Consider the following 11829-nt stretch of genomic DNA (forward strand, 5'->3'; position numbering starts at 1 on the left):
GTATCTGATGGTCGACTCGACGTGGGGCACCGGGGAGCCGCCGCGCGATGTGCTCGGGCCGGTCGCCGACGGGCAGGCCTTCGACGATCACCATCCGCCGCGGGCCGACCTGATCGCCGACTGCGTGCACTGCGGCTTCTGCCTGCCCACCTGCCCCACGTACGTGTTGTGGGGGGCCGAGGCCGACTCGCCGCGCGGCCGCATCTACCTGATGAACGAGGGCGTCAACGGCGAGCCGCTGAGCGGTTCGATGGTCGAGCACTTCGACAAGTGCCTGGGCTGCATGTCGTGCGTGACCGCGTGCCCGTCGGGCGTCAAGTACGACCGCCTGATCGAGGACACCCGGGCCCAGGTCGAGCGGCGCTACGCCCGGGATCGGGGCGATGCGCTGCTGCGGCGGGCGATCTTCGCGGTGTTCCCCTATCCACGGCGGCTCCGGCTGCTGCGTGGGCCTCTGATGGCGTACCAGAAATCGGGTTTGCAAAAGCTGGTCAGCCGGAGCGGCCTGCTCGAGCGACTGGGCCCGACGCTGGCCACGCTCGAGTCGCTGGCGCCGCGGCTGCGCAAGGTTCCGCCCCCGCCGCGCCGGGTCGCCGCCCGTGGCACCCGGCGCGCGGTCGTCGGCATGCTGACCGGCTGCGTGCAGGGCGCGTTCTTCCCCGAGGTCAACTCCGCGACCGTCCGGATCCTGGCCGCCGAGGGCTGCGACGTCGTGATCCCGTCCGGCCAGGGCTGTTGCGGGGCCCTGAGCGTCCACAACGGACGCCGGGAGGAGGCGGTCGGCTTCGCCCGCCGCCTGATCGAGACGTTCGAGCACACCGGCATGGACTACTTCGTGGTCAACGCGGCCGGCTGCGGTTCCTCGCTGAAAGAGTACGGCGAGCTGCTGGCCGACGACCCGGTCTACGCGCGGCGGGCGGCCGCCTTCGCCGCGAAGGTGCGCGACCTGGCCGAACTGCTCGACGAGCTGGGCCCGGTCGCCCCGCGCCACCCGCTGCCGATCACGGTGGCCTATCACGACGCCTGCCATCTGGCCCATGCCCAGGGCGTCCGGGCTCAGCCGCGCGCGCTGCTGCGCGGCATCCCCGAGCTGAAGCTGCGCGAGATCGCCGACCCCGAGCTGTGCTGCGGCTCGGCCGGCATCTGGAACGTGCTGAATCCCGTCCCGGCGGCCGAACTGGGCGACCGCAAGGCCCGGAACGTCGTCGCCACCGGGGCCGAGCTGCTGGTCACGGCCAACCCGGGGTGCATGATGCAGGTCGCCGCCGCCCTCCGCCGTCAGGGCGCCGGCATGGCCATGGCCCACACCGCCCAGGTGCTGGACGCCTCGATCCGCGGGCCGGTCGCCGCCGGCGAGTTGCTGGCACGCTGGGGTGATGCCTGACCTCACCCTGAGCCGCCTCGCCGGCGCCGATCCCGACGTGCTGCGCCGCTCCGCCGCCGATCTCGGGTGGCACGCGGCCGACCTCTTCGTCGCGGCCGGCTTGGAGGTGCCCGACGATCTGGCCCCCGCGCGAAGCACGATCTCGCGCGAGGTCGGCCGGCTCATCGTGTCGATGAAGAACTTGCAACTCGAGGCGCTGGACGAGATCCGGGCCTTCATCCGCTCCCTGCCCGAGCACCCCCCGGTCGCGCCGGGACCCGAGCAGGTGACCGCCCACGTCCGGGTGCGGCCGGCATCGGACGGGCCGGGGCCGATGCTGGTGCGCCTGCTGGCCAACCGCAACATCCGCCCGTGGAACGCCCGGCTGCTGCTGTGGGTGGGCGGGGGTCCGTACGTGTCCGACTCGACGATCTATCAGCTCGGCCAGTGCGTCGTAAGAGTCACCGGGGCCTACGTAACCGGGTTCGCCCACATCCTGGGCATCCCGGCGGCCGACCTGGCCGAGCTGACCGGCGTCGAGCCGTCCGACCGCAATCGGACCCACCCGCACAGCGCCGAGCTGGCCGGCCTGGCCTGGGACGCCCGCCGGCTCACGACCGACCAGCTGCTCGCGGTGGGCCGACGGGCCGACGCCCTGACCGCGGCCGATCCCCGCCGCTACTGCAGCCGGTGCCGGGGCTTCCACACCCGAGATTGATCAGAGCCCGCGCTCGATGGTGCTTCGCTCGACGCAGAACTCGTTGCCCTCGGGGTCCTGCATGGTCACCCAGCCCAGGCCGTCGGGGGTGCGGTGATCCTCGAAGAGCTTGGCGCCCAGGGCGGTGAGGCGGTCGACCTCCTCGTCGCGGGTGCGTTCGTCGGGCATCCAGTCGATGTGCAGGCGGTTCTTGATCGTCTTGGCCTCGGGCACGCGGATGAAGAGCAGGCCCGGCACCGGCGACGGCGCCTCGATCAGCACCTCGTCGTCGCCCGGCTGGTCGTCGTCGCCCAGCGGCCAGCCGGTGACCTCGCTCCAGAAGCGGGCCAGCTCGTACGGCTCCGAACTGTCGACCGTCACGTGTCGAAGGATCATGGCCACACCTTAGGTGTTCCCGGCCGATCCCGTGGGCTGTGGCGGGACCGGCCGGGAACCGGTCATCCGATCGCGAAGCTCGGGTGGGGTGGCTGGTTGTACGCCGTGTTCTGCCAGGCCAGGGCCTCGCGGTACTGGATGTCGTGCAGCAGCGTCACGACCCGGCGGTCGGTCGGGATCGGGGTCGAATAGATGCGCAGCGCCGTGTTGTCCGAGGTGGGCCAGACGACCTCCTCGCGCCAGTCGCCGAGCAGGTCGCCGCTCAGCGACGGGGTGGCCTTGGTGCCGTTGTTCGAGTGGACGCCGCTCGCCGTCAGCAGGCGCGTGTCGGACGACGTGCCGTACTTGTCGATCCGGGTCTGGTCGAGCAGTTCGCGCTGGGCGTCCCCGTCCCACCAGATCACGAAGTTGGTCGAGCTCGGCTTGCGGCTGGCGACAACCGAACCGGACGGTCCGCGCACGCCGTCGACCGCGGACGACCAGCTTTCCGCGCCGGGGCTGCCGGCCCAGATGTCGGCCGAGACGCCGCGCCCGTTGTCACCGTTGGCCGGCGTACTCCAGAGGATCTGACCCGTACGGGCGTCGGCGAACCACGACGACGGCTTGCTCGAGTCCTCGTCGACCTTGAAGACCTCGAGGCCCGTACGCGACGGGTCGAGATCACCGACGTGCAGGGCGTCGCCGTGCCCGTACCCGGTGTTCCACAGCTTGGCGCCGTTGTCGTCGATCGCCAGTGAGCCGTACACGATCTCGTCGCGGCCGTCCCGGTCGACGTCGGCCACCGAAAGCTGGTGGTTGCCCTGGCCCGCGGTGCCGCTGTTGGTCGAGCTGTTGCTGTCGAACGTCCAGCGCCGGGTCAGTGTGCCGTTGCGGAAGTCCCAGGCCACGATCACGCTGCGGGTGTAGTAGCCGCGGGCCATGATCAGGCTGGGCCGGCTGCCGTCGAGATACGCGGTGCCGGCCAGGAAGCGGTCGACCCGGTTGCCGTACGAGTCGCCCCAGCTCGACACCGTGCCGCGCGGGGGAACGTAGTCGACGGTGGACAGTGCGGCGCCGGTGCGGCCGTCGAACATCGTCAGGTATTCGGGGCCGGTGAGCACATAGCCGGACGAGTTGCGGTAGTCGGCGCTCGAGCTGCCGATCACCTGCCCGGTGCCCGAGACGGTGGCGTCGGCCGTCTTCATGGCCACCTCGGCCCGGCCGTCGCCGTCGTAGTCGTACACCTGGAACTGGGTGTAGTGCGCGCCGGCCCGGATGTTGCGGCCGAGGTTGATGCGCCAGAGCCGCGTGCCGTCGAGCTTGTAGGCGTCGACGTAGACCGGGTCGGTGACGCCCGACTGCGAGTTGTCCTTGCTGTTGAGCGGATCCCACTTGAGGACCAGGTCGAGCTTGCCGTCGCCGTCGAGGTCGCCGGTGGAGGCGTCGTTCGCGGCGTACAGGGAGCTGTTGGGGTTCTGGATCGGCACGTCGAGATAGCCGTTGCCGAAGGTGAGCGACGGGCCCTCGGCGGCCTGCTCAACACCGTTCACCACGGCGCGTACGGTGTACGCGCTGTTCGCCGCCGCGCCGGAATCCAAATAGTTGGTTGAAGCCGTCAGGGGCGAGGCGTTGACCTTGGTGGTGCCGCGGTAGACGTTGAAGCCGACACCGGACGGGTCGGTGGCGAGCAGTCGCCAGCTGACCAGGTTGGCCGAGCCGGAGCGGACGCTGATCACGCCGCGGTCGAGGCGCTCGCGCTGCTTCCCGTCGGCCGGCGTCGTGGGCGGCGGCGTCGTCGGGGGTGGCGTTGTCGGCGGGGGCGTCGTGACCGGGGGCGTGGTCGCGGGCGGCGGAGTCGTCGGCTGGGTCGAGCCGGTGCACGCCACTCCGTTCAATGTGAACGTTCCCGGGGTGACCGAGGCGCCGTTGGCGTTGAAGCCGAAGCTCGTCGTGGCGTTCGTGGCGAGGGCGGCGTTCCAGCCGGCGTCCTTCACCGAGACGGCCGAACCGGACTGTGTGACGGTGCCGTTCCACAGCGACGTGATGGTCTGGCCGCCGGGCAGGGTGAAGGCCAGCGTCCAGCCGTTGATCGGGTCGCCCAGGTTCGTGACGTCGACATTCGCGCCGAAGCCGCCGGGCCAGGAATTGGTGACGGCGTAGCGCACCTGGCAGCCGGCGGCGGCGTCGGCCCGGGTGGCGACCATGACGCCCGCACCGGCGGTGACGACGGCGAGGACGGCCGCGATCTTTGCTCTTCTGACCACGAGCGGATCCTTAGATCGAGGTACGTGAATGGGAGCGTTCCCAGAGTGGAGCATCGCGACGTATCGGTCAAGGTTGGATTGGGAGCGCTCCCATGTCATAGTGCCTTCTATCCGTCTTCATCGATCCCCCCGCCTCGCCCACCGGAGCGCCCGATGCCCAGACTTCGCCTGACCGCCCTCGCCGCCACGACCGCCGTTCTGGCCGGCTCGTTCGCCGTCGCCGCCGCGGGCCCGGCCTCGGCCGCCGCCGGCTGCCAGGTCCGCTACACCGTCTCGAGTTCCTGGCCGGGCGGCTTCGGCGCCGCCGTCGACGTCACCAACCTGGGCGACCCCGTCTCGTCATGGACGCTGACCTTCTCGTTCCCGGCCGGCCAGACCATCACCCAGCTCTGGAACGGCGCGGCCACCCAGTCCGGGGCGGCGGTCACCGTCCGCAACGCCTCCTGGAACGGCGCGCTGGCCACCAACGGAACGGCCTCCGTCGGCTTCAACGGCTCCTGGACCGGCAGCAACCCCGTGCCCACGTCGTTCGCCCTGAACGGCACCACCTGCAACGGCCCGGCCCCCACAACTCCCCCGCCGAGCACCACGCCCCCACCCACCACACCGCCACCCACAACGCCGCCGCCGACGACACCGCCGCCCACGACCACGCCTCCCCCGGCCGGCTCCCCCGTCAAGATCATGGCGCTCGGCGACTCGATCACCGGCTCCCCCGGCTGCTGGCGCGCGTTGCTGTGGCAGAAGCTGCCTGCCACCCGGGTCGACTTCGTGGGCACACTGCCCGGTCAGGGTTGCGGTTTCCCGTACGACGGTGAGAACGAGGGCCACGGCGGCTTCCTCGCCACGAACGTCGCCAACCAGAACCAACTGGTTGGTTGGCTCGACGCCACGGACCCCGACATCGTGCTCATGCACTTCGGCACGAACGACGTCTGGAACAACCAGCCGCCGGCGACGATCCTGGCCGCGTTCACCCGCCTGGTCGGCCAGATGCGGGCGTCCAACCCGGCCATGGAGATCCTGGTCGCCCAGATCATCCCCATGAACGCCTCGAACTGCGCCGAGTGCGCCCAGCGCGTGGTCAACCTGAACGCCGCCATCCCCGCCTGGGCCGCCGGCCTGTCGACGGCCGCCTCCCCCATCACCGTCGTCGACCAGTTCACCGGCTTCAACTCGGCCACCGACACCTACGACGGAGTCCACCCCAACGACGCCGGCAACGTGAAGATCGCCAACCGCTGGTACCCCGCCTTGGCCGCCGCCCTCGGCTGACAGCTCACCCAGCGGGGTTCCCAGCCGGGCCGGGCACCCCGCCCAGGGTCTGTTTCGCAGCTGCGGTGGGAGCGAGGCGCGGTCCAGGCGGGACCTGGGCCTCGCCGCAGCCCCGCCCCTGCCACGAAGACAGACCCTAGGTGTGGGCCGTTATCAGATGGGTCTCGATCGGCGCCGCCACCTCGCCGGCCGGCGTCAGGAAGGGCGCCAGGGCGACCCGGGCGTCCGCGACGATCCGGCGACGGGTGGCGTCGTCAACATGGCTTGCCAGCGGTAGCAGCTCGGCGTACAGGAAATCGTCCATGCTCGGCAGGCACGTGGCGCTCATGTAGGTGGTAAAGCGGTCGATCCGCCACCCGGCCTCCTCGCACAGGGCGGCCAGCATCTCGGGCTCACCGACGGCGAAGTACCCGCCGATCACTTCGACTGCTTCCGGTACGGCGTGGCGGCCGACCACCTCGGTCAGCGCCACATAGCCGGTGCTGGCCGACAGCCGCCCCGGCACCTGCAGACCCAACCGCCCGCCGACCCGGGCCATCTCCCGCAACGCGGCCACCCGATCCGCGAAGTACATCAGCGCCGCCTGCGACACCACCACGTCGAACGCGTCGTCGGCGAACGGCAGGCTCATGGCGTCCCCGGCCCGCCAGTCCAGGTCGGGGCGCTTGCGCCGGGCCACCGCCAGCATCGCCGGGTTGACGTCGACGCCCACCACCCACCCGGCCGTGGAAGCCCGCGCCACCACCCCGGTGCCGCAGGCGACGTCAAGCATCGACTCCTCGACGCTGGGCGCCACCGCCTCGATCAGCCGCCGCGCCCACCCGTCGAACAAGGCCGGCACGAAGGCCGACTCGTAGAACTCGGCGCCATCCGCCGAGAGGGCGTAGGTCCGCTCGCTCATCCCTCCAGCAGACACCTTCAGCCGCCGGGCAGCAGTCCGGTTCCGGACCGTTCAGGCGGGGGCCAGGCGGATGCGGACGCGGCGGTTCTGGCGGCCCTTGCTCTCGACCTTGACCACCTCGACGCGGCCGACCTGGGCGGTGGAGGCGACGTGGGTGCCGCCGTCGGCCTGGACGTCGAGGCCGACGATGTCGATGATGCGGATCTCGGGTTCGTGCAGGGGTGGGAGGGCGTCCTGCGTACGGACCAGGGTCGGGATCTGCAGGGCCTCTTCGCGGGGCAGGACGCGGGCGACGATCTTGCGGTCGGCGGCCACCTCGGCGTTGACGGCGTCCTCCAGCGCCTGCTTGAAGCCGGGTGGCACCTCGGGCAGGTTGAAGTCCATGCGGGCCTCGCCGGGCTGCATGTTGCCGCCCGTGACCAGGGCGCCGAAGTCGCGGAAGACCGTGCCGCAGAGGATGTGCAGGCCCGAGTGGGTACGCATGAGGGTGCTCCGCCGGGTGTCGTCGATCGCACCTCGGACCGTCGCGCCCGCCGGCGGCACCGGGTCGCCGGGGGCGGGGATCAGCCGCGGGCCGTCGTCGCTCTTGCGGGCGTCGACGACCCGGGTCTGCACGCCCTGCCAGAGCAGCACGCCGTGGTGTGGCGCTGGACGCCGCCGCCCGGGTAGAAGGCGGAACGGTCGAGCACGATGCCCGCCTCCGGGTCGGCCGGGTCGGACCACAGCACCGTGCAGTCCCACTCCCGCAGCGTGGGGTCGCTCCAGTCGAGGCGTTCGGTCATGCCCCCGACTCTAGAAGCTCCTTCACCCGCGGGACGACCTTGGTGCCGTACAGCTCGATCGCGGTCATCATCTTGTCGTGCGGGAGCGTGCCGGCCGAGTACTTGAGGTCGAAGCGCTGGATCCCGAGGTGCTTGATGGTGTGCGCCATCTTCTGGGCCACCGTCTCGGGCGAGCCGACGTGCCAGGCGCCGTCGCGGATGTCGTTCTCGAAGCGGTCGCGGCTCAGCGGCGGCCAGCCCCGCTCGCGGCCGATGCGGTTGAGCATGTTGCGCGCGTGCGGCCACAGCGTCTCGACGGCTTCCTCGTCCGTCTCGGCGACGAACCCGGGGCAGTGCACGGCCACCGGCTGCGACGGCTGCTCGAACTCCTCGAGCGCTCGTTGGTAGAGCTCGACGTACGGCGCGAACCGGACCGGCTCGCCGCCGATGATGGCCAGCACCAGCGGCAGGCCGTGCCGCGCGGCCCGCACCACCGATTCGGGGCTGCCGCCCACGCCGATCCACGTGCGGATCCGGCCGGACTCGGTCTTGGGATAGACCTGCTGGTCCTTCAGCGGCGGGCGGACCGTGCCCTCCCAGCTCACCGGGCCCTCGCCGAGCAGCTTGACCATCAGGTCGGCCTTCTCTTCGAACAGCCGCTCGTAGTCGTGCAGGTCGAAGCCGAACAGCGGGAACGACTCGGTGAACGAGCCGCGGCCCAGGATGATCTCGGCGCGCCCGTTCGAGACCGCGTCGAGCGTGGCGAAGCGCTCGAAGACCCGTACCGGATCGTCGGAACTCAGCACCGTGACCGCCGTGCCCAGCTTGATCCGCTCGGTGCGGGCGGCGATGGCGGCCAGCACGATCTCGGGCGCGGAGACCGCGAAGTCGTCGCGGTGGTGCTCGCCGAGGCCGAACCCGTCGACGCCGACCCGCTCGGCCAGCACGGCCTGCTCGACCACGTTGCGGATCACTCGCGCGTACGGAAGCTTCTTGCCGTGTTCGTCGACGGTGACGTCGCCGAAGGTGTCCAGTCCGAATTCCACCATGATCACTCTACCGAGAGGTGCGGCCCTTGAGGCGGCGGCCCATCTCGCGCGCGATCTCTTTCTTGGCGTCGCGCTCGGCCAGGACCTGCCGTTTGTCGTACGACCGGAGGCCGCGCGCCATGCCCAGCTCGACCTTGGCCCAGCCCTCGTTGAAGTACATCGAGAGCGGCACCAGGGTGAGCCCGTTGCCGTCGCGCAGCTGAGCCAGGATCTTCACGATCTCGGACTTGTGCAGCAGCAGCTTGCGGGTGCGGCGGGGCGCGTGGTTGGTCCAGCTGCCGTAGCCGTACTCGGCGATGTGCAGCCCGTAGAGCATGATCTCGCCCTCGTGCTCGCCGGCGAACGCGTCGACCAGCGAGGCCCGGCCCTCGCGGAGCGACTTCACCTCGGTCCCGGCCAGCACGAGACCCGCCTCGTACGTGCGGAGAATCGCGTAGTCGTGCCGCGCCTTCTTGTTCGAGGCGATCAGTTTGCGCCCGGTCTCCCTGCCCACGCAGGGAAGGTTAGCTTTACGGCACGGGCCGCCGCATCGAATATGTGACGCTGCTCAGCCGGTGGGGCTCGTTGTGCACGTGCATCGCGGCCCGGTCGTACGCCTGCCAGCCGGCCGCCCCGGCCCGGTTCAGATGGCGCAGGTCGTCGAAGCGCTCGTCGGTGCCCCAGCGCAGGACGCCGCCGGGGTGGTGGAAGGTGGCCGTCCAGTCCATGAACCGGTCGGCGCCGAGCGTGCCCGCGGCGCGGTACTCGAGGCGGGCGAATTCCCAATTGGTCACCCGTGCGATTATGCCGAAATGACCTTGGTCGCCGCGACCTGAGCGATCGACGGGATTTTCCCGCCCATCTCCCCCCATTGTGGACGGAACGTGTCGGGGGTCACCCCTAAATTACCCTGAGTGGCCCTTCGGGGGCTTCAAGTGGCCCTGCGCGCGGGTTTACGCTCCGCCGGTCTGACGCCGGAGTCTCGGGGGGATCGAGATGGCTACGGGTGGGGTGGCAAGGCTGGTCTGCGGCCGGCGCACGAAGTGGATCGTGCTGGCCTTCTGGGTTCTGGTCGTCATCATGGCGGCGCCGCTGGCGGGCAAGCTCACCAGCGTCCAGAAGAACGACAACTCGGCGTGGCTGCCCGGCGGCGCCGAGGCGACCCAGGTCGCCGATCTGCAGGCGCAGTTCCAGCCGGACGACATAGCGCCGGCGATCGTCGTCTACGAGCGAACCGGCGGCCTGACCCCGGCCGACCTGGCCAAGGCCCAGGCCGACGTGGCCCGCATGCGCACCGTCGAGGGCGTCACCGGCGACATCGTCGGGCCGATCCCGTCGCAGGACAAGCAGGCGATCGAGATGATCGTCCCGGTCCGGATCGACGACGACGGCTGGGAGGCGCTGCCCGACATCGCCGCCTCGATCACGTCCACGGCCGAGAACGGCGCCCCGCCGGGGCTCGAGATCTTCCTGGCCGGCCCGGTGGCGGCCGCGGCCGACTCGGCCGACGCGTTCGCCGGCATCGACGGCACGCTGCTCTACACCACGCTGGCCGTGGTGGCGATCATCCTGCTGATCACGTACCGCAGCCCGGTCCTGTGGCTGCTGCCCATCGTCACCGCGGGCATCGCCCTGACCAGCTCGCAGGCCGTCATCTATCTGCTGGCCAAGTACGCCGACCTGGCGGTGAACGCGCAGAGCGCGGGCATCCTGACCGTGCTCGTGTTCGGCGCCGGCACCGACTACGCGCTGCTGCTGGTGGCCCGATATCGGGAAGAACTGCGCCGCCACGAGGACAGACACGAGGCCATGCAGCTGGCCTTGCACCGGGCCGGGCCGGCCATCATCGCCAGCGCGGCCACCGTGGCCGTCGGCATGAGCTGCCTGACGCTGGCCGAGCTGAACTCGACGGCCGGGCTGGGACCGGTCGCCGCGATCGGCATCGTCGTCGGCCTGGCCGCGATGATCTCGCTGCTGCCGGCCCTGCTGGTGATCTGCGGGCGCTGGCTGTTCTGGCCGGTCCGGCCGCGGTACGGCACGCCCGAGCCGACCGCGACCGGCCTGTGGGCCCGGCTCGGCCTGCGCATCGCCCGCCGCCCCCGCACGGTGTGGATCGCCACCGCCCTGGCCCTGGGCGCGATGGCCCTCGGCCTGCTGCAAATGAACGCCGTCGGCCTGACCTCGGCCGACCAGTTCACCACCGAGCAGCCGTCCACAGTGGCCGAAGAGGCCCTGGCCCGGCACTTCCCGGCCGGCGGGGGCCAGCCGGTGACCGTGATCGCCAACGCGGGCAGCGCGCAGCAGGTGAGCAGCACCCTGGCCGCGGTGCCCGGCATCAGCGAGGTGGCCGATCCGATCAGCAAGAACGGGCTGGTGCTGATCGACGGCACGCTGAACTCCGCCCCGGACAGCGCGGCGGCCCAGCGTACGGTGGAAGAAGTTCGCGACGCGGTGCACGCCATACCCGGAGCCGACGCGAAGGTGGGCGGCTACACCGCGGTGGTGGTCGACATCAACGACGCCAACCGGCACGACAACCGGCTGATCATCCCGCTCGTGCTGCTGGTCGTGCTGATCATCCTCGGCTTGCTGCTGCGGGCGATCGTGGCGCCGCTCATCCTCATCGCCACGGTGGTGCTGTCGTTCGCCGCTGCGCTGGGCGTGAGCGTGCTCGTGTTCCGGCACATCTTCGACTTCCCGGCCGAGGACACGTCGTTCCCGCTGTTCGTCTTCGTGTTCCTGGTCGCCCTGGGCATCGACTACAACATCTTCCTGATGACCCGGGTCCGGGAAGAGGCGCATACCCACGGCACCCGCCGCGGCGCGCTGATCGGCCTGGGCGCGACCGGCGGCGTCATCACCTCGGCCGGCATCGTGCTCGCGGGCACGTTCGCCGCCCTGGCCAGCCTGCCTCTGGTCGCCTTCGCCGAGATCGGCTTCGCGGTGGCCTTCGGCGTCCTGCTCGACACGCTGATCGTGCGCTCGGTGCTGGTCACCGCGCTGAACCTGGACGTCGGCCGCTGGATGTGGTGGCCCAGCAAGCTGATGCACGTCCCCGACGGGGACGGCCCCGTCACGGCAACGCCCCCGGCGACGAGCGAATCGGAGCCCGAGCCGGTCCGGTGACCGGCCGAAGTGGTCCGATTTCTGACGGTGACCATCCGG

Annotated in this window: 12 protein-coding genes; 4 read left to right on the top strand and 8 right to left on the bottom strand. The window is 70.9% G+C overall.

Annotated elements, in window-relative coordinates; all coding sequences use genetic code 11:
• The first annotated feature begins 7 nt into the window (after window positions 1-7).
• Window positions 8-1384, top strand: coding sequence for a (Fe-S)-binding protein (locus tag OWR29_RS16580; RefSeq protein ID WP_267563744.1), 1377 nt, complete (start codon window positions 8-10; stop codon window positions 1382-1384).
• The gene (locus tag OWR29_RS16585) at window positions 1377-2081 is read left to right on the top strand and encodes a hypothetical protein (RefSeq protein WP_267563745.1); all 705 of its coding nucleotides are present in this window, start codon (window positions 1377-1379) and stop codon (window positions 2079-2081) included. Before OWR29_RS16580 ends, OWR29_RS16585 begins: the two co-directional genes overlap by 8 nt.
• On the opposite strand, the gene OWR29_RS16590 is transcribed toward OWR29_RS16585, so the two are convergent.
• Window positions 2082-2456, bottom strand: coding sequence for a VOC family protein (locus tag OWR29_RS16590; protein WP_267563746.1), 375 nt, complete (start codon window positions 2454-2456; stop codon window positions 2082-2084).
• Between the two features lie 62 nt (window positions 2457-2518).
• Window positions 2519-4753 carry a rhamnogalacturonan lyase family protein gene (locus OWR29_RS16595; RefSeq protein ID WP_438872600.1) on the bottom strand — a complete coding sequence of 745 codons (2235 nt, stop codon included), beginning with the start codon at window positions 4751-4753 and terminating at the stop codon, window positions 2519-2521.
• A 99-nt stretch (window positions 4754-4852) separates the two neighbouring features.
• Between OWR29_RS16595 and OWR29_RS16600 the strand changes: the two genes are divergently transcribed.
• Window positions 4853-5974 carry a cellulose binding domain-containing protein gene (locus OWR29_RS16600; protein ID WP_267563747.1) on the top strand — a complete coding sequence of 374 codons (1122 nt, stop codon included), beginning with the start codon at window positions 4853-4855 and terminating at the stop codon, window positions 5972-5974.
• A gap of 136 nt (window positions 5975-6110) precedes the next feature.
• Here OWR29_RS16600 and OWR29_RS16605 read toward each other — a convergent pair whose 3' ends face one another.
• The 6 genes from OWR29_RS16605 to OWR29_RS16630 are packed head-to-tail and all read right to left on the bottom strand — an operon-like array spanning window position 6111 to window position 9458.
• Window positions 6111-6875, bottom strand: a complete 765-nt coding sequence (locus OWR29_RS16605) for a methyltransferase domain-containing protein (RefSeq protein WP_267563748.1) — start codon at window positions 6873-6875, stop codon at window positions 6111-6113.
• Between the two features lie 51 nt (window positions 6876-6926).
• Window positions 6927-7508: an alanyl-tRNA editing protein gene (locus tag OWR29_RS16610; RefSeq protein ID WP_267563749.1), complete on the bottom strand. Its 582-nt coding sequence runs from the start codon at window positions 7506-7508 to the stop codon at window positions 6927-6929.
• Complete coding sequence (locus OWR29_RS16615; RefSeq protein ID WP_267563750.1) at window positions 7439-7657, bottom strand: hypothetical protein; 219 nt, start codon at window positions 7655-7657, stop codon at window positions 7439-7441. Before OWR29_RS16615 ends, OWR29_RS16610 begins: the two co-directional genes overlap by 70 nt.
• Complete coding sequence (locus OWR29_RS16620) at window positions 7654-8685, bottom strand: LLM class flavin-dependent oxidoreductase (protein WP_438872601.1); 1032 nt, start codon at window positions 8683-8685, stop codon at window positions 7654-7656. Before OWR29_RS16620 ends, OWR29_RS16615 begins: the two co-directional genes overlap by 4 nt.
• 7 nt (window positions 8686-8692) lie before the next feature.
• Window positions 8693-9178, bottom strand: coding sequence for an SsrA-binding protein SmpB (smpB, locus tag OWR29_RS16625; protein WP_267563752.1), 486 nt, complete (start codon window positions 9176-9178; stop codon window positions 8693-8695).
• A gap of 16 nt (window positions 9179-9194) precedes the next feature.
• Window positions 9195-9458: a hypothetical protein gene (locus OWR29_RS16630; RefSeq protein WP_133877323.1), complete on the bottom strand. Its 264-nt coding sequence runs from the start codon at window positions 9456-9458 to the stop codon at window positions 9195-9197.
• A gap of 202 nt (window positions 9459-9660) precedes the next feature.
• Here OWR29_RS16630 and OWR29_RS16635 point away from each other — a divergent pair, with 202 nt between their 5' ends.
• Entirely contained in the window at window positions 9661-11790 is a 2130-nt protein-coding gene (locus OWR29_RS16635) for an MMPL family transporter (RefSeq protein WP_267563753.1), read from the top strand.
• Window positions 11791-11829 lie beyond the last annotated feature (39 nt).

The organism is Paractinoplanes pyxinae, from assembly GCF_026626335.1.
GTDB lineage: Bacteria > Actinomycetota > Actinomycetes > Mycobacteriales > Micromonosporaceae > Actinoplanes > Actinoplanes pyxinae.